Origin of the sequence: Nostoc sp. CMAA1605 (assembly GCF_021596505.1) — a bacterium.
Taxonomy (GTDB): domain Bacteria; phylum Cyanobacteriota; class Cyanobacteriia; order Cyanobacteriales; family Nostocaceae; genus Trichormus.
The window spans coordinates 1-18,867 of the sequence record NZ_PJIZ01000103.1; the positions used below are offsets into that span (position 1 = coordinate 1).

The 18,867-nt window shown below is 40.4% G+C and carries 17 protein-coding genes and 1 pseudogene; 12 read left to right on the forward strand and 6 right to left on the reverse strand.

The window, feature by feature from the left end:
- Positions 1-625 (reverse strand): J domain-containing protein (locus CV014_RS25055; protein ID WP_236144497.1); only part of this gene is annotated, 625 nt, incomplete at its 3' end.
- A gap of 305 nt (positions 626-930) precedes the next feature.
- Between CV014_RS25055 and CV014_RS25060 the strand changes: the two genes are divergently transcribed.
- A complete protein-coding gene (locus CV014_RS25060) occupies positions 931-1,293 on the forward strand; it encodes an NINE protein (protein WP_236144498.1) in 363 nt (120 codons plus the stop codon).
- A 233-nt stretch (positions 1,294-1,526) separates the two neighbouring features.
- Positions 1,527-2,399 (forward strand): 6-carboxytetrahydropterin synthase, encoded by an 873-nt coding sequence (locus CV014_RS25065; RefSeq protein ID WP_236144499.1) that lies wholly within the window; start codon positions 1,527-1,529, stop codon positions 2,397-2,399.
- Between the two features lie 52 nt (positions 2,400-2,451).
- On the opposite strand, the gene CV014_RS25070 is transcribed toward CV014_RS25065, so the two are convergent.
- Positions 2,452-3,864, reverse strand: a complete 1,413-nt coding sequence (locus tag CV014_RS25070; RefSeq protein ID WP_236144500.1) for an LCP family protein — start codon at positions 3,862-3,864, stop codon at positions 2,452-2,454.
- Positions 3,865-4,234: 370 nt separating this feature from the next.
- Complete coding sequence (locus CV014_RS25075; RefSeq protein ID WP_236144522.1) at positions 4,235-4,600, reverse strand: hypothetical protein; 366 nt, start codon at positions 4,598-4,600, stop codon at positions 4,235-4,237.
- Between the two features lie 185 nt (positions 4,601-4,785).
- Between CV014_RS25075 and CV014_RS25080 the strand changes: the two genes are divergently transcribed.
- The 7 genes and pseudogenes from CV014_RS25080 to CV014_RS25110 all read left to right on the forward strand — a co-directional run bounded on the left by CV014_RS25080 (position 4,786) and on the right by CV014_RS25110 (position 12,266).
- Complete coding sequence (locus CV014_RS25080) at positions 4,786-5,946, forward strand: AI-2E family transporter (protein ID WP_236144501.1); 1,161 nt, start codon at positions 4,786-4,788, stop codon at positions 5,944-5,946.
- Positions 5,947-6,416: 470 nt separating this feature from the next.
- On the forward strand, positions 6,417-7,577 hold the full coding sequence (locus CV014_RS25085) for a phosphotransferase (RefSeq protein WP_236144502.1): 1,161 nt from the start codon (positions 6,417-6,419) through the stop codon (positions 7,575-7,577).
- 21 nt (positions 7,578-7,598) lie between these two features.
- Complete coding sequence (locus tag CV014_RS25090; protein ID WP_329608442.1) at positions 7,599-8,708, forward strand: T3SS effector HopA1 family protein; 1,110 nt, start codon at positions 7,599-7,601, stop codon at positions 8,706-8,708.
- 292 nt (positions 8,709-9,000) lie between these two features.
- The gene (locus CV014_RS25095; protein ID WP_103139562.1) at positions 9,001-10,020 is read left to right on the forward strand and encodes a 30S ribosomal protein S1; all 1,020 of its coding nucleotides are present in this window, start codon (positions 9,001-9,003) and stop codon (positions 10,018-10,020) included.
- A gap of 97 nt (positions 10,021-10,117) precedes the next feature.
- Positions 10,118-10,853: pseudogene (locus tag CV014_RS25100) on the forward strand (HAD family hydrolase).
- 173 nt (positions 10,854-11,026) lie between these two features.
- Positions 11,027-11,614, forward strand: a complete 588-nt coding sequence (locus tag CV014_RS25105; protein WP_236144503.1) for a Uma2 family endonuclease — start codon at positions 11,027-11,029, stop codon at positions 11,612-11,614.
- A 64-nt stretch (positions 11,615-11,678) separates the two neighbouring features.
- Positions 11,679-12,266, forward strand: a complete 588-nt coding sequence (locus tag CV014_RS25110; RefSeq protein ID WP_236144504.1) for a Uma2 family endonuclease — start codon at positions 11,679-11,681, stop codon at positions 12,264-12,266.
- A gap of 96 nt (positions 12,267-12,362) precedes the next feature.
- Here CV014_RS25110 and CV014_RS25115 read toward each other — a convergent pair whose 3' ends face one another.
- Positions 12,363-13,685, reverse strand: coding sequence for an alkaline phosphatase PhoX (locus tag CV014_RS25115; RefSeq protein ID WP_236144505.1), 1,323 nt, complete (start codon positions 13,683-13,685; stop codon positions 12,363-12,365).
- A gap of 523 nt (positions 13,686-14,208) precedes the next feature.
- Here CV014_RS25115 and CV014_RS25120 point away from each other — a divergent pair.
- On the forward strand, positions 14,209-14,871 hold the full coding sequence (locus CV014_RS25120; protein ID WP_236144506.1) for a PEP-CTERM sorting domain-containing protein: 663 nt from the start codon (positions 14,209-14,211) through the stop codon (positions 14,869-14,871).
- A gap of 711 nt (positions 14,872-15,582) precedes the next feature.
- On the forward strand, positions 15,583-16,326 hold the full coding sequence (locus CV014_RS25125) for a response regulator transcription factor (protein WP_236144507.1): 744 nt from the start codon (positions 15,583-15,585) through the stop codon (positions 16,324-16,326).
- 344 nt (positions 16,327-16,670) lie between these two features.
- Here CV014_RS25125 and chlP read toward each other — a convergent pair whose 3' ends face one another.
- Positions 16,671-17,891, reverse strand: a complete 1,221-nt coding sequence (chlP, locus tag CV014_RS25130) for a geranylgeranyl reductase (protein ID WP_236144508.1) — start codon at positions 17,889-17,891, stop codon at positions 16,671-16,673.
- Positions 17,892-17,971: 80 nt separating this feature from the next.
- Positions 17,972-18,142 carry a hypothetical protein gene (locus tag CV014_RS25135; protein ID WP_236144509.1) on the reverse strand — a complete coding sequence of 57 codons (171 nt, stop codon included), beginning with the start codon at positions 18,140-18,142 and terminating at the stop codon, positions 17,972-17,974.
- Positions 18,143-18,228: 86 nt separating this feature from the next.
- Between CV014_RS25135 and yidD the strand changes: the two genes are divergently transcribed.
- The gene (gene yidD / locus CV014_RS25140; RefSeq protein ID WP_236144510.1) at positions 18,229-18,786 is read left to right on the forward strand and encodes a membrane protein insertion efficiency factor YidD; all 558 of its coding nucleotides are present in this window, start codon (positions 18,229-18,231) and stop codon (positions 18,784-18,786) included.
- The last annotated feature ends 81 nt before the right edge of the window (positions 18,787-18,867 follow it).

An 18,867-nucleotide genomic window follows, 5' to 3' on the forward strand; every position in this document is an offset into this window, starting at 1 on the left:
TCGCTCGTTGATAATGACGTTGAGCATAATTGATGGTGGATGCGGGAGAATTTTTAGTTTTATTTAGTTTCGCTACCACTGTGGGATTTCTAGTGGGCGAAACTATTACAGCCTGAGATGCTTTATCTTTGGGGTTAAATAATGGTTGTGATTGTAAGTATAGGTAAGCTAAGTTCAATTCATTGAGCTTTTGGACAATTAAGGCAGATTGATTGAGTGTTTGATACTGAATTTTGGAGTAATCAGCGATCGCTTTTTCATAAAATAACTGGGCTTCTTGAAGAGACATCCCCATGAACTTTTTGAGCAAAGGATTACGCTCGGTAACGGCTTTTTTTCCCCAGGTGATGGCTTTAGCACGCAAATTCGCTAGGTTATCACTCCGCTTTTGAACATTCTTCAATTCAGCGTAAGCTGGATTAATTAACCGCGTTAATATGGCTGTGAATAATTCTTTGTCTCCCTTATTGCGGCTATCCTGGTCAGGATGTAACAGCTTTGCCAATACATAATAACGCCTCAGAATACTACGCTCATCTGCTGTTACTGCAATTCCTAAAATAGCGTAGGGGTCGTCTGATAGATGCTGGAGCAATTCTGTGAGTAGAGGAGTCTGTAACATCATGGTAGATAGGCCGCTAGGAATTTCAAGATAGCATTGGAGATGAGGTGATGGGTACTGGAGAGTTCACATTAATACAATAGATTCATATTTGCTTCCCAGATCGAAGGAGAGGGTTAAAGTAGGGTGAAAAGGTATCTTTATACATAAATCGTAACTTTTCCCATACCCTCTAAATTTCATTTGTTTTCATGGGTTATTACTCAAGGTTTGAGGATTTAGAGGTTGATGAGGGGCTTCCTTTAATTAGAATTCCCCTATGACTGTCTGATGCTGACAATTGTGGTAGTCGTTGATCAATTAGGCATATGTTAATTAAACGCAAAAGTAGAAGTGTGGCGGCTATTCTCGCCTTTGCTGGCACAGTTAGTTTTTCTGGATTACATAAATTTTATTTAGGACAGCCCCTTTGGGGTTTGTTGTATCTTGCGCTGTCGTGGACACCAATTCCCAAAGTGGCTAGTGCGATTGAGGGGTTTTGGTATTTAGCCCAAGATGAGGAAGCATTTGATCGCAATTTTAACTTTGGTCAGTCAGCTGTGAAAACCCCAGATGTAGGTAATCAAATCGGAGCGATCGCCGACGCTTTACGTGAGTTAGATAGTCTACGTCAAGAAGGATTGATCTCTGAGTATGAGTTTGAGCAGAAACGCCGTCAGTTGCTTGAGTAGGGATTGTGGATTGGGGACTGGGGATTGGGGATTGGGGATTGGGAAGACAAGGGAGACAAGGGGGACAAGGTAGGAGATGGGAAAAACTGTTCCCTGTTCTCTAATGACTAATGACTAATGACTATTGACTATTGACTACTAACTAATAACCAATGACTAATCACCAGAGAATTGGTTTATGCTGGAATATAGAGAAAGATTAAGAAATTTTAAATTCTGCTCCCAGTGTACTCATGCAATGTATTGTGAATCGCCGCGCTCAGTTTTCGGCAAGTCATCGCTATTGGTTGCCAGAATTGAGTCCAGCCGAGAACCTTGAGAAATTTGGTGCTTGCTCTAAGTTTCCAGGACATGGACATAACTATGTCCTATTTATCTCTATGGCTGGAGAATTAGATGAATATGGTATGGTGCTGAACTTGTCTGATGTGAAGCACGTAATTAAAAAAGAAGTCACCAGCCAACTAGACTTTTCCTATCTCAATGATGTCTGGGCAGAATTTCAACAAACTTTGCCTACGACGGAAAATATCGCACGAGTGATTTGGCAAAGACTAGCACCCCACCTACCGCTAGTCCGCGTACAGTTGTTTGAAAATCCTGAACTTTGGGCAGATTATATAGGAAACGGAATGGAAGCTTACCTCTCTATCAGCACTCACTTTAGCGCAGCCCATCGGCTAGCCAGTCCTAATCTTAGTGATGAAGATAATCAGGAAATTTATGGTAAATGCGCCCGTCCCCACGGACACGGACATAATTACCATTTAGAAGTCACTGTTAAAGGTGAAATTGATCAACGCACAGGAATGATTGTGGATTTAGGTGCTTTGAATCAAGTGATAGATGATTATGTAGTGGAACCATTCGACCACACCTTTTTAAACAAAGATATTCCCTATTTTGCTGAGGTTGTACCGACGGCTGAGAATATTGCTTTGTATATTAGTAATTTACTGCGATCGCCCATTCAAAATTTAGGCGCGAAGCTCCACAAAGTCAAACTGATTGAAAGTCCCAATAATTCCTGTGAAATTTACTGCACAGATCCAGAATCAAATGTTGCTAGTGCAGTGCAGAACCAACCAGTGTTAGCAAGAGTATAAAAACAAGAGACGCAAAATTTTGCGTCTCTTTGATTTCCAATTCCTAATAGCATCAAAAACTATTAGAACTATCTAATAAATCTTTCTTTTGCAACCAATCTTTACCTAGTTGAATACTGATATCAGAGTCGAGACTGCCGGTACTTTCTACTTTAACTTCGCCAAAACCTAGAGAACTGCGAATTGACTCAGCACCATCACCATCTCCCTGTTGAGCAATAATATTAGTTACTTCTAAGGGTTCAGACCAAGGTTTATAAACGTAGACGTTACGATATCCGGCTTTTTCCAAAGCTTTGATTAATGGACGGAGTTGAGAGCGATCGCTGCCTGTGCTGTCTTGAATCGCTATCCTTAAATTAGTGGGATCGGTAGTTTGCTGTTCGGATGTTGATTCTACGCCAAAATGCTGCGCCATGAGCTTGTTAATACCTCTTTTATTGGGTATCCAGTAGCTAGCATCAAACTCACCATTCTCGCTAAAGCGTCCAGGGAGCATAAACATTTGCATATTCGACCGATTAGTCCGGACGCTAAAACCTACTAACGCCACCAGTTCTTCAACGGTTAAGTTGGTATCAATATTATCTTTGACTACGTTGAGAATGTTTGGTAATTCTTTCCAGGTCATGGGGTTGAGGCTTTGGTCAATTAAAGCCCGAATTACCATTTGTTGACGTTGAATCCGTCCAATATCTCCTAGCTCATCGTGGCGAAAACGCAGTAATTGTAGAGCCTGATTACCGTTCAGATGCTGTTTACCCGCTTTTAAATTAATATATAGGTGTTGTGAGTCATCACGATATTTCATATCTTTGGGGATATAGACTGTCACTCCACCCAAAGCATCAATGAGTTTTTCTACTCCTAAAACATTAATCCGAATGTAGCGATCAATCCCTGTACCGCCTAAAACATTGCTGACTGTTTTGGCGGTTAAAGCAGGGCCTCCTTCTACATTGGCGGCGTTAATTTTTCTTGTCCCATATCCCTCAATTTCGGTGCGGGTATCTCTGGGAATGGACAGCATGGCGATTTTTTTCTTCTCTGGTTCAAATTGCACCAGTAACATGACATCCGATAGACCATCAAAGGAGTTGACTTGCGGCAAATATCGCAAATTTTTGGTTTCAGATGGAGGGTTCTGCACATCGGACGGTAGTACACTCATCCCCATCACTAAAAGATTGACGGGACGAGTTAATTCGGAGAAGCGTAACCCACTACCCGCGATCGCGTCACTGTCAAAGACGGCTTCTTCTTGAGGACTTAACTCGTTTTGCTGTAATGGTGTGCTACTACTGAAAGATACAGCTAACAATGCACCAGCTGTTGCTGACACCATAGCAATACCACTCATCCCCACCCAGAACCATAGCCAACGCCCAGATTTAGGATTTTTTCCCCTGGACTTGGAGGCGTTTGCTGATTGGTTTCCTTCGGTTGAAGTTCTTTGACTGGTCACAGACTTCCTCACACTTAACTGATTAATTTTAGGTAAATTTGCCGACTAACAATACAGATAAATCAACCCTTAATAGCTAACTTTAATAAACCATACTGACTTGTCAATATAGTGTTAACCACAACACTTATAGCAGGATTTTTGTTCCTTGTGACAAATCTTTCCATGTTTCCTTGAAGTATGACAACAATTGACTCTGTTTGACTAGATGTAAACGAAAGATTTTTGGGGACTGGAGACTGGGAATAAATTGTATTGATAATTTTGAATTTTGTAATCGTGATTTTTGAGAGAAATATTTACCCAGCATTGTTGACTATGGAAAAATACTGAGAGCTTATATAGCTTTCTTGTGAATTTTACCAGTTTATTATTCCCATAATTTTCGGGCTAAATTACTTAAAACTGGTAAGCGAAAAGACTTCCCTCTCAATATCCTGAAAATTAGCCAGACACTCACCAAAAAATAACCAGATGTACAAAAGCTATTCAGGATTAACATTCGCAGTGCTAAAAAATCAGAAGTTGCTGCACCAGTGGCTAACAACAGATAGCTTAACAGCCAAGTAAACGCCAGAGTTATAGACAGACGACTGATAGCTAGTTGTTCCCGATTACCTTGACGGCGATAAATCGCCCAAAGGGAGGGGAAAAAACCAATCACAGGGATTAAATAGAGAATTAACTGTGTTTTGGTGTTTTCTGCATCGTTTTGACAAGGTAGGGATTGGGTCATGTCTTCCCCAGTCTCATTTTTCCAGGTGCTATTCTCTTGATACAGTGGATGATCACTCGATTCCGCATTTTTCATAAGATGTTCGTCGAATCCTAAACTAGAGGGATGAATGAGTGTGATGTAGTTAGAGATAATAAGCTATAGATCGAGAATTTTATTGAGTTCTATCCCGCAATCGGTTTAAGATGCAGACACGCAAGCTATTCAACTGGTGGCAGACACTAACACCAATAGCAAGAATTGGGGCGATCGCACTGTTCGCTCCTCTGTTAGTTCTCAATGGTTGGGCATTTGCCGCAATTTTTAATTATTTCCACTCCTTAATAGTCATTCTAGTTGGAGCCTCAGTTTTAGCATTTCTGCTCAACTATCCCGTTAGCTGGATGGAGTATCACGGTGCAAAACGAGAGCAAGTCGCGGTTTTGGTGTTTTTACTAGCTCTATCGGTGCTTTTGGCTTTGGGGGTAACTTTGTTTCCTCTGGCTCTTACCCAGGCGCAACAGTTAGTAGCACGCATTCCAGAGTTAATTGATTCTGGGCGATCGCAGTTGATGATGTTGAATGAGAAAGCCGAAGTGATGGGTTTACCTGTGAACCTGGATGCTTTGGTAGTGCAAATTAATGATCGTGTCAAGGGACAACTACAAGCGATCGCCGGTCAAGTTTTAAATCTGGCTGTGGTGACATTTACCAGCCTGCTGGATTTTCTGTTGACGATGGTGTTGACTTTTTATCTTTTACAGCATGGCGGCGAACTCTGGGAAAGTTTAGTGGAGTGGCTACCCACAAGATTCCGTGAGCCATTTTCTCAAACGGTACGTCTGAGTTTTCAAAATTTCTTTATTACCCAGCTCATCTTATCTACTTGCATGGCTTCAGCCTTAATTCCGACGTTTTTATGGCTGAAAGTCCCCTTTGGGCTATTATTTGGCTTGACGATTGGGATTATGGCTCTTGTTCCCTTTGGCGGTTCTGTCGGGATTGCGCTGACTACTTCCTTGGTGGCTTTGCAAGATTTCTCAATGGGAGTCAAGGTTTTGATTGCGGCTGTGATTGTACAGCAAATTCTCGAAAATTTGATTGCACCCCGCATTTTAGGCAGTTTTACAGGTTTAAATCCGGTGTGGATATTAATTTCTGTATTAACTGGAGCGAGAATTGGCGGACTTTTAGGTGTAATTGTCGCTGTTCCTACGGCTGTAATTATTAAGACTGCTCTTAGTGCTTTGCGTCTTCCTACTTTAATTCATGATGCGGAGGAAACCACTACAGCGATCGCACCAGATAATCCTCAACCAGAGTCTAAAACTCCTCTGAGTGTTGCAGAACAGCCGACTTTACCATAAGCAGGATCAAGGCTGCATCAGTTTGGTGAGGAAGTATCAAATTACTTACATAGTATTCATTGATGGGACTCTGTACAGATGTCCCATTTTTTGTCTGTTTTGGTTCTCAGAATTTTGGGACATTAATAATTTAATTTTTGACTTTTCAAGGAATCTGGAAAATTTCTCTACCTAGAGCGAAGCTCTTCTCGTAGAGTACCTCAGCCCTAAAAAGAAAGAGGCTTCAAATTTCCCCCTTCCCTACTAGGGAAGGGGGTTAGGGGGTTAGGTCTTACTTTAACTTTGCCACATAACGCAAAAATTTAAATTTTTAAATTCTGATAAATGGCGAATATTTTAATGACATAAAAGTCACACTTGAGTCTAATAAAATTTGCTTAAAAAGTATTGTCTATTCGTAATTACTTCTGAAAGCGCAGATATGTTAATTAATCAAGCTGGGCTATGACCATCTCACCAACGCCAGAAATATGAAAATTAAATTGAATTCTCAGAATGTTTTTGAGTATTTATTTGAGCATAAAATATTAGATAAATCAATCTCTCAATCTGCGGTTAAAGTGGAAGCGATCGCTGCTAAAAATTTCAATTTATTACTCAGTTTACCAGATAGTAAAAAGTTCTTGATTAAACAGGAAAGAGTTAATCAAGTCGGCAAGGTACAAAATGAGTTTTTATATGAGTGGCAAATGCAGGATTTAATTGAGCATTTCCCTGAATTGAATTATCTACAAGTATATTTACGTAAGTTAATTCACTATGATCAAGATAATGCTATTCTCGTTTTTGATTACCTCGATAATTATCAAGATTTAAATGAATTTTATAGTGATCAGAATATATTTTCCCAAGAGATAGCTAGTCAAGTCGGTAAACTCATCGCTACTGTTCACCGCGCAACATATAATCAGCAAAAATATCGAGATTTTTTAGCTCAATATCCCCAAAATATTTACAGCAATCCTGTACATTACCTAATTAATAAATTAGAGCGAGTCACACCAGAAGTTTTCGCGATCGCTCCTCCTGATGCCCTCAAATTTTTAGCATTCTATCAGCGATATGAAATCTTAGGTAAAGAAGTTACAGAACTTGCTAATTCACTGCATCCTTGCTGCTTAATTCATAATGACCTCAAGCTCAATAATCTACTACTTGCTCATGATTGGGAAACAGCAAATGCAAATGCTATTCGCCTCATTGATTGGGAACGTTCCACTTGGGGAGATCCAGCATTAGATTTAGGTAAACTCATCGGTAGCTATCTGCTGATTTGGTTGAATAGCTTGCTCTTTAGCCAATCTCTCACTATTGAACAATCCTTAAGATTAGCTAATACACCACTAGAAAAAATTCAACCTTCCATTGCAGCTTTAACCCAGGCTTATCTCCAAGAATTTCCTGAAATCTTGGTGGATAGACCAAATTTTATCCCACAACTCATACAATGTGCTGGTTTTGCCTTGATTCAACAAATTCGGGTGATGCTGCACTATCAAAGCACCTTTGATAATACCGGAATTTGCTTACTACAAGTAGCTAAAAGTTTGTTATGTCGTCCTGAACAATCAATTCCTACTATTTTTGGTAATGCTGCTCGTACATTCATTAATCAGCCTGCGATCGCTTAAATAAATTACTTTCTCTAAATTATGATGCAACTAATTAATTTTTCCCAAATATCCAATCAAGAAACTGTCAATACTTCATTAATTGACACTTTACAAGACATTGCTCAAAAAATTGAAATTTATGCTGATTTTTCCATCCATCACCCTCATTATCAACCTTTGGCACTTGCGCCTAATATGGTTGAATGTTTTTCTCAAATGCCACCAGAAACTCAAAAACAATATCTCAGTCTACAATTACGTACTTATATTTACGGCATTTATTATAATGGCTCTCTTCAATCTAAGTTAAGACTCGATCAAACACCATCCAACCAACGTTTAGATGTCGAAAATCATGCTTTTTCAGATATAGACGCTGACTTTCATCAACAAATCGATGCCAATAACTACGGCACAGGATATTTTGACGCAAATTGGCAGATTATCAAACAAGAAGCCGACGGTAATTTAGTTGTTACCAAAAAAGGATTAAAACTACATATAGAACCCGTCAAACATCTGTCCCAATTACAACAAAATGCAACTGTTGGGGATAGTGTATCGATTAAAATGCCCAAAAGTTTGCTCACAAAAGGCTTTTATATGGCTGTAGGTGATGCGGGAGCAAATTATGGACAAAATGCTGATATTCGTCCTAGTATGGTCAGAATTTACCTGAATTTGACTAGTGGCGGTGCAATTGCTCTTATGAAAGCAATATCCCAGGCTCTCAATGAAATTGCCATACCTTTTAGTTTCAAGGTTTTGTATAATCCAGGTGATTACGGGCGTTATGATTCAGGAGTGCTGTATTTCGATAAAAGAGACTATGCCACTATTCGCCCGATTATTCAAAGCATATACAGCAGTCATCAGCAATACTTCCAACCCCAAGTGCCATTATTTACCAAATACCTCGCACCAGGAATGGGACTAGCGGAAGAAGTAGAGCGAAAATTGACAAATCAGGAAAGTTTCGGAATGCACCGTTGCCAATTAATTGCCAATGGATTGTTATTATCCTGGGAACAAGGAAATCAATTACCAGAAGCGAGAATGAAGTTGATAATTGAGCAATTTTCTAGTATGGGAATTGACACAGAGCGTACATACTTAAACCCTGACTCAGAAGATATTTATCAATTCTAAAAACTAAGCGGGTAAGTGATTCTAAATGCCAAAAATATTTAAAGTAGTTGTCTAATCAAGACGCAGCAATTCTTTTACCCCAAATCCAATACCCTATTGTGGCAAACTGTCTCTACCTGGGACAACTGTTTATGATATAATAATCTGTCTGGAAGTTGAAGTGTGTTAGCACCAGCTTTTCTGCGCTAGGATTGAGAGATAATTAAATGTACACTACCGAATTAGGCAGTTGCATACATAATCGCTATTATGGCATAACCTTTACGGAGACTAGAACCAGGAACAAATCAGCATGGTCAATCAGAACTTAACCGCTACAGAAATTGGATTTACTCACGAAGATTTTGCTGCCCTCTTAGACAAGTACGATTATCATTTTAGCCCCGGAGATATCGTACCAGGTACAGTTTTTAGTATAGAACCGCGTGGCGCTCTGATTGACATTGGTGCTAAAACAGCAGCATATATACCTATACAAGAAATGTCTATAAACCGGGTTGATGCCCCGGAAGAAGTCTTACAATCCAACGAAACCAGAGAATTTTTCATCCTCACCGATGAAAATGAAGATGGACAGTTAACCCTTTCCATCCGTCGGATTGAATATATGCGCGCTTGGGAGCGTGTTAGACAGCTACAAGCAGAAGATGCCACCGTGCGTTCAGGCGTATTCGCCACCAACCGTGGGGGAGCATTGGTGAGAATTGAGGGTTTACGTGGTTTTATTCCCGGTTCTCACATTAGCACCCGCAAACCTAAAGAAGATTTAGTCGGTGAAGAACTACCTTTAAAATTCTTGGAAGTAGACGAAGAACGTAACCGTCTAGTTCTATCTCATCGTCGCGCGTTAGTTGAACGCAAGATGAACCGCCTGGAAGTAGGCGAAGTAGTTATCGGTACAGTGCGCGGTATCAAGCCTTACGGTGCATTTATTGACATCGGTGGTGTCAGTGGCTTGCTGCACATTTCAGAAATTTCTCACGAACATATCGATACACCCCACAGCGTATTCAATGTGAATGATGAAGTTAAAGTCATGATCATTGATTTAGATGCTGAAAGAGGTAGAATTTCTCTGTCTACTAAGCAGTTAGAGCCAGAACCCGGCGATATGATTAAAAACCGTGATTTGGTTTATGATAAAGCCGAAGAAATGGCAGCTAAGTACAGAGAACAAATGCTGGCTAAACAGCAAGGTATTACTCTCCCCGTAGAAGGTGCAGAAGAGATTAGTGCTGTTGAAGAAGAAATTCCCGCAGCTACCGAAACCGAAGAATTAGTGGAAGAGATTCCCGCAGCCATTGAAGAATAATAAACTACTTTAATTCAAAACATTAAAGCATTAAGAAAAGAGGGGAAATCCCTCTTTTTTTATGGTTAATTAAAAACTTTGAGAGGAGGGAAATATTTTGCTGACTATTCATTGTGGAAATGCCAAGTTTGAAAACATTCAAGCCATTTTCTTTGACAAAAATGGTACTTTAGAAGACTCAGAAGTTTATTTGCGATCGCTCGGACAAAAAGTCTCTAGGTTAATCGATGCTCAAATCCCTGGAATTGGCGAACCATTGTTAATGGCCTACGGCATTAATGGCAATACTTTAGATCATAGGGGATTAATGGCAGTCGCAAGCCGTCGAGAAACAGAAATCGCCACCGCCGCCTATATCGCTGAAACTGGTAGGGGTTGGTTTGAATCCTTAAAAATAGCGCGTCAATATTTAGATGAAGCGGAAAAATATACTCACACAACCCCTGCCACCACTATTTCCAGGTGTTCTAGAGGTTTTACAGTACCTCTCATCAGCCGGGTTAAAGCTGGGTATTTTGTCTGCTGCTCCCACCGCAGAAGTAAAAGATTTTGTAGTCAGATATCAATTAACTGATTACATCCAAACCTCAATAGGTGTAGATGAGGGGTTGAGTAAACCAGATCCAGCTTTATTTATTCACGCCTGCCAAGTTTTGGGCGTAGAAGCAAAACATACTTTAATGGTAGGTGATTCCGTGGGCGATATGCAAATGGCGCGCCATGCTCAAGCCGCAGGTTGTATTGGCATTACTTGGATAGATAAACCAGATAATGTTAAAGGTGCTGATGTGGTAATTCACAGACTCGATGAAATTCACATTACCAGCCAGTGAAAAGTAGGGGAGCGGAGGAGCTGGGGAGCAGGGGGAGAAAAAACTCCCACTAGGTGTAAAGCTTTAACTAGGAGAGCAAGGAAAGCTCTCGCTTACAATTTCACTCGGTTGTCAACCTGATTTTTCCGATAAACAACCATAATAGGAATTAGATATCTCATGGAGGAAGTCTGATGCTGCAAATTAAACATCAATTCCAAAGTTTTGAGGAATACCTATCCTATGATGATGGTACAGATAAACTCTATGAATTATTTAATGGTGAGTTAATCGAGATGCCCCCAGAATCAGGAATTAACGTGCAGATTGCCAATCGTTTGTTGCTTATTTTTGCATTGCTGATTGGGATTGATAGAGTACGGGGACATGGTTTGGAATTAGAAGTCAGAGGTGAACCGAGAAACCGTTATCCTGATTTAACTATTATTCGAGAAGAACATATTCAACAATTAGCACAGCGTAATACTATTCGCCTGACCATGCTACCACCTTTATTAGTAATAGAAGTAGTCAGCCCAGGGGAATTACAACGACATCGAGATTTCATCGCCAAACGGATACAGTATCAAGACTGTGGTATTCATGAATATTGGATTATTGATCCAGAAGCGAAAACTGTCTTAGTTTTAGAATTAACTGGCAATACTTACACAGAATTTGGTAATTTTGCCGGTGATGATTTAGTTATCTCTCCCCAATTTAGTCAGCTAAATTTGCAAGTTTCGCAAATCTTTGATGCTGTGGAGAAAGATGAAATTTAATATACATATTATTGCTTATATGTCAAATTTAAAATAACAACACTTTCCCCATTGGCAAAAAATCATGCAAAACTCAGAAACTACATTACAACTGCGTCTCTGGACAGTGGAAGATTACCATCGGATGGCTGAGGCGGGGATTTTTGGTGCTGAGGAAAGGGTAGAACTCTTAGAAGGAAAGATTATTTGGATGGTCGCCAAAGGAACAGCCCATCGGTCGGCGGTGGGAAGAACTGATAGATTGCTACAAAATAGATTAAGTAACCTGGCTTTGATATGTGTTCAAGACCCTATCAGGTTAAATAAACGATCTGAACCAGAACCTGATATTGCGGTTGTCAAAATAGACCCTTTGGACTATGCAGATCATCACCCTACATCATCTGAAGTGTATCTCATTATTGAGGTGGCAGATAGCAGCCTGAAACTAGATTGTGAAATTAAAGCCAAAGCTTACTCACAAGCTGGAATTTCCGATTACTGGGTGTTAGATGTAGTGAGTCGTCAACTATATGTTTTCCGGGAACCGAGTCCAGAGGGCTACCAAATTAAATCAATTTTGGCAGAAGAACAAGCGATCGCACCCTTACATTTTCCTGATGTAGAGATTCTGGTGTTAGAGATGTTACCACCAGTGATTGGCGATTTGTAGGAGGCGATCGCCTGATTTTAGACTAGTAGGCGATCGCTTTTCCACACAACCTATCTTTTAATATTTAACGAAAAATTCTGGAAATTAACCTGTTCACTAAGGTTTTGACCAAGGCCCCCAAATAGCAAGAGTAATACCAGGGGTCTGAATATTCACAAATAGAGTTTTACCATCAGGTGAGAAGCAAGCCCCACAAAATTCACTACCATTGAGGGCGTTACGAGCGAAGTTATAGACTTCACCCTTTGGAGTTACACCTCTTAAAAACAAGTTATCAGCATTACCATCTTCACACAAAATCAAATCACCAAAAGGTGCGACAACTATGTTGTCTGGCATATCAAGTTTGCTAATAGAATCAGACTCAACAAATAACTCAATGGTTTCATCGTCTGCAATGTATCGCCAGACTTGACCTTCACTTACGGGGCCGCCACTAGTACAGCAGAAGTAAAATTCACTCTTGTCATTCTTCTGTGTATACCAAATTCCTTCTCCACGAGCAAATAAAGCTGCACCTTTGTTGCGACCTTCCACCCGTACAGTATCTGTCATTGGGTTGGGGTCATTAATTGTTACCCAACTCACAGACCATTTTTCGCCAGGTTTAAATTGACCACTATTTGCACCGCGATTATTAGTGTTAATAGCTGGAGGTTTGCCATTAATCACCAAAGCTTGGAGTACGCCACCTTCGGCTAACTTTCCAGGTACTTTGGGAATGAAGCGATAGAAAAGACTATCCCCAGTATCTTCAGTTTGATAGACATAACCAGTTTTGGGGTCTACAGCTACAGCTTCATGATTAAATCTTCCCATAGCGACTAAAGGCACCGGCTCTACAGGAGAGGTGGCTGAGGCTGGAACTTCAAAGTTATAACCGTGTAATTTGGTGACTCCATTGGTTGCAGTCGGTACAGTTACGTTTTCTTCGCAAGTAATCCATGAACCCCAAGGAGTGGGGCCACCTGCACAGTTACGAATAGTTCCACCCAAAGACGCAAACTGTTTGATTAAGCGGCGGTCAGAACCTACTACTAGAGTTGTAGTACCTCCTTTACAAATAGCATCGTAGCGATTTGGTACTCTGACTTCTGTGCCGGAATTATTACTTAGTTCATGGTTGCGAACCAAAATGGTTGTGCCTCTAGGCCCACGAAAAGCCGCCATTCCGTCATGTGCGCCAGGTTCTGGATTGCCATCGGCCATGATAGTGCCTGTTTGAGATAGCACTCGATACTGGAATCCATGAGGTAAATCTAACAAACCATTGGTATCTGGAATTAGATTGCCATATTTGTTAACAACAACTTGCCCAAAAGCTTTTCTCGCAATCAGACCTTCTAAGGGAGAAGCCAACACAGTACCAGCAGCACTTGCACCCGCTAATGTAAAAAATTTGCGTCTTGATAATTGCATAAGGATTTTTTGGTTACATCAAATGCCAGTTAGAAATTAGTTAGTTTTGATTAAGGTGAGGTAATGATTGATTTAATTAATAGTTTTGAGTCCAGAAAATAGATGCTAATAAACATAGCAAAATGTAAAAATTATAAATATTGTTGTTTTATTTAATATCTATTGATTAGGACACAATATTTGTTTAATAATAGATTAAGTAAAAATTAACAAATATTAAAACTCAATCTAAATTATTTTATTCGTTTGTATGTTTTAGAAAAAATAAATATAAAAACTGTGAACAGAATGAATCTAGTGGTAGAATTTCCGCAAAGGTGATTTAAAGATTAATTAATCCTATTCAGCGTAATTTTAATTACAAATAAACAAATAAAAACGTATCTGGATATGATGCACAAATTTTGCTGTTCATCTGTTCCATGAGAGTTTGCGTGTCTATTTGGATTGATTAATCTGCTTTTTATATCTCACCTTTGTCATCAAAATCAGAGTTTTTTGTGTATAAATAGCAAAAAACTTGATGTTTGCGACCACATCAGAATTTACTAGCATTATCAAGACAATGAAAAGTATTTGTAACCGAATCACAGCTAACGTAGCCGTTATTGCTGTTACCTCAATGGCTGCTTTATTTAATGTTGAAAGTGCTGATGCTGCTGCATTTAAGCTGGATTGGAGAGGAGATCAAGGTTATACAGCCACAGGAGAATTCAGCTATGATGACATTTATCAAGGCAGTGTCATCTCTAAAGATCAGCTGAGTGAGTTTGCGATTTCCTTCTTTGACCCCAATGGCAATCTTTTGCAAGCATTTAATTACAGTTTGCCTAATCCTGCTGACACAAGTTTTAATTTTAACTTTGATACAGTTACCAAAAAAGTATTGCAAACTGGAAACTTTGATACAGCCAACGGTTTTGATTTAGGGATTGACTTCAACAGCACAGTTTCAGGTTTAGATTTCTACACCTATCTAAATCCAGAGGAAGGACTAGAAACCGCTAGGATTTTCTTGAAAGATGACCTATCTCCTGAAGTTTGTGATACTTTCCCCAATTGTCGGTTAGATAATGGTGGTCAGTTAACAGCCACATTGATTCCTGAACCTGGAGCAATTTTAGGTTTATTGGCTGTCGCATCAATAGGAAGCCGATTAATCAAAAAAAAGCCAGCATCTATCTAGTAGTCAATCAATACAATTTTAGATTTTAGATTAGCCCCGTCTCGGAGAGAAATCCGGGTGTGGTGCTAGGAGATTTTGGCTTGACTGTCTTCTCTGCGAAAAACTGCGCCAATTTAGCAGACGTAGCACAGCGAGTATTTTAGATTTATCTTGCCCATTGTCTTACAAGGCATAAACCAAAAAAACCTCAATCCAAAATCCAAAATTTAAAATCTAAAATTCGGAGAGCCTGATTGAAACAGTATTTGATTACTTTATACATTAAGCCTGCTGTTGCAGGCTTTGTTTATGTAGCTTCATGATTCAGTGAATTATCAGGCGATCGCTCACTTATTTTATGACCATGTGATAACATCACGGTTGAAAATTTTCTGATCAGCATTTTTGCAGGTTATCTGGCCAAAGTTATATCTGAACATTTGCTCAGATAGCCTAAAATTTAGCAAAATACCCTTGTATTAAGAATTGTGTTTTAAGAATTATGTATTTCCCCGTTGGCAGCTTACAATCAATTTTGGACAAACTCAGAGGATTTGTAGGGAGCATAACACATTAGAGTGCTAATTTCAGGTAATTTATTCCTGATTTCACAAATCTGCTGGTTTTAAGGTTTATGTTAGATTTAAAATCTTTTTTATAATCAAGACAGAAATCTTTGTATCTACCAAAGGTTCTTATTTATCCTTAATAAGTAGTAATAATTTTTTAAGAATGCCGAGGATTCTTGTCATAGACGATGACCCAGCAATTTCAGAACTCGTTGCCGTCAACTTGGAAATGGCTGGCTACGATGTAAGTCAAGCCGAAGATGGAATTAAAGGTCAAGCCCTAGCCCTCCAATTGCAACCAGACTTGATCATGCTTGATCTGATGTTGCCGAGAGTGGATGGTTTTACAGTTTGTCAACGCCTACGTCGTGACGACCGTACAGCCGAAATACCCGTTTTGATGCTGACTGCCCTTAGTCAAACTCAAGATAAGGTAGAAGGTTTTAACGCCGGCGCAGACGACTATCTCACTAAACCCTTTGAGGTAGAAGAAATGCTGGCGCGAGTGCGCGCCTTACTGCGACGGACTGACCGCATTCCTCAAGCTGCAAAACATAGCGAAATTTTGAACTATGGCCCTTTAACCCTAGTTCCCGAAAGATTCGAGGCGATTTGGTTTCACCAAACAGTAAAACTTACTCACCTGGAATTTGAATTACTGCATTGTTTGCTGCAACGTCATGGTCAAACCGTCTCACCCAGTGAAATCCTCAGAGAAGTTTGGGGATATGACCCTGACGATGATATAGAGACAATTCGTGTGCATATCCGTCACCTCCGAACCAAGCTAGAACCTGATCCCCGCCATCCTCGCTATATCAAAACTGTGTATGGTGCGGGATACTGTCTAGAACTACCCAGCCTCCCACCATCAAGTGAGGGTGCTACCACATCAGTAGTTGAATGAAATCTTGCTCAATTTCCTGAACAATGGGACAGAGGAAGGTGCAGTTTGCAATGTAGGGAATTACGGTAGATTCTACTCTTCAAGCAGTCGCCCTGCGCGTGTCTAGACTTCGCTGTGTTAATTACCCTACAGGTAAGCTTTACTCGCAAATTGACAAACACATCGCTACACATCAAAGCTAAATCTTGCTGAAACTAAATAGCACTCCCTGTTGGCAGAATCTAGGGAGTGCTATTTAAATTAGGGAATGGGGAATGGGGAATGGGGAATTAATAGACAAGGTGGACAAGGTAAATTGTACCCTAATGCCCAATGCCCAATGCCCCATGCCCCATGCCCTAACATTAGGGTGCTAAAGCGTTACCGCGCAGCAAACTACCAATGGTTTTGGCGGTAATCTTTAACTGGGTGATGGGGTTAGCGGGGACGACTGTTTTATACAGATAGCTATCAAAAGTCAACTTTTGGACATCCAAGTCACCGCACATCTCAACGAATGCTTCGCGGGTTGCGTCGGAACGATAGAAGACTGTTTGCAGGATGTCGAGGACTTTGTAAGTGAGTCCGTATTTTTTATCCCAGCGTTGGAGATACAGCTTGATTTCTTTTTCGGTGGGGATGCGGCTACCGTTTTGGGAAACTTCCACAATGGTTTCTGCACACATCCGTCCAGATTTAGCGGCAAAGTAAATACCTTCACCAGAAGACTTGGTGACGTAGCCTGCTGCGTCTCCCACTAGGGCAATTCGTCCTACAACACGACGGGGACGGGGATGTTCCGGGATGGGATGGGCTTCTACTTTGATGATTTTACCGCCTGCTAATTTTTCGCTAGCACGGGCGCGAATACCAGCTTGCAGTTGCTTGATGCTGGCTTTGTTAACGTGCATGGTACCGGTTCCGACAGCTACGTGGTCATATTTGGGGAATACCCAAGCGTAGAAGTCTGTAGAAACGTCGTTACCAACGTACATTTCGGCAAGTTCGTTGTAGTATGCCATTTTATCTTCAGGCAGACGAATTCGCTCTTGGAATGCGATCGCATAGTTATAATCCCCAGCATCCATTTCTTTAGCTATGCGGGAATTAGCACCATCCGCCCCGATAATTAAATCCACTTTCAGGCTTTTAGCAATCCCTGTCGCACCACCTTCACTATGATCAACATAGTGAATAGTATATGGATCAGTGTTATTTGATGGTATATCTACTTTATGAACAGTGGCATTAATTAAAACCGCACCCAATTTCGCCGCCCGATTCCGCAAGAAGCCATCTAGCACTTCGCGGCGGCACATTCCTATATATTCTTCTTGATTTAATAGATTGATATCAACCTCACGATTGGAAGGTGAAATCATTTTCATCTTCCGCACTTGACGATCAATAATTTCTGGTGGTAGATCAAATTCACTCACCATGCACAGAGGTATAGCACCCCCGCAAGGCTTGGCGTTATCGAGCTTACGCTCAAACAGGTAGGTTTCAATCCCAGCCTTTGCTAGTGTTTCAGCAGCAGAGGAACCAGCTGGGCCTGACCCAACAACAGCAACCCGTAGTGTCAAAGGTCTTCTCCCAATCTTCACATTTACCGTTTACCGAAAGCATCGTACCACGGTCTTTTGGCTGATTTCGCGCTCTCCCTTCAGGTTTTGACATAAATGCAACATTCCTTAATATTTCGACACAAAACGTGGGGGAGAAGTGCTGAGTGCTGAGTGCTGAGTAATGAGTGCTGAGTAATGAGTGCTGAGTGCTGAGTGCTGAGTAATGAGTAATGAGTAATGAGTAATGAGTAATGAGTAACAAGTAACAAGTAATGACTATTGACTAGTGACTAATGACTATTGACTAATGACTAATGACTAATGACTATTGACTATTGACTATTGACTATTGACTATGAACATTTCCTTATTTGATTCTTGGAGTAGAAATCTTAGCACTGTTGCAATTACGGGGTATCAGAAATATCTTTCGCCCCATAAGGGTTTTAGTTGCGCTCATCGAGTATTGTATGGGGGTGAATCTTGCTCGCAGTACATCAAACGGGTGATTTCTGAGGAAGGTTTGAGTGTTGCACTTGTTAAATCTCGTCAACGATTTCAAGAGTGTAAACAAGCTAATTTATTATTGCGATCGCGTTTACAAATTGAAGATTCAGAATCGACAGATGAGTCAGACGATTCTTCCCTAGATGAAGAAGATACTTCATTAAACCCACGGCGAAAAGTACCTCCCTCTGGTCAAACATCTAATACTGATTGTGGAGACTTACCTGATTGTAGTTCCTTGGATTGTAGTGGTGTTGATTGTGGAGATTTGCCTGATTGCAGTTCTTTAGATTGCAGTGGTGCTGATTGTCATTTTCCTGACTGCGGAGATTTGACAGATTGTGGTTCCCTTGATTGTGGTTCCCTTGATTGTGGAAGTGCTGATTGTGGTAGCTGTGGTAACTAAAATCGCGTAGCACTTTGGGTATAAAAGGGATTTATTAGGTATAATTTTTTGTATTATGACCGAAGCACTACCCTTAGTCTG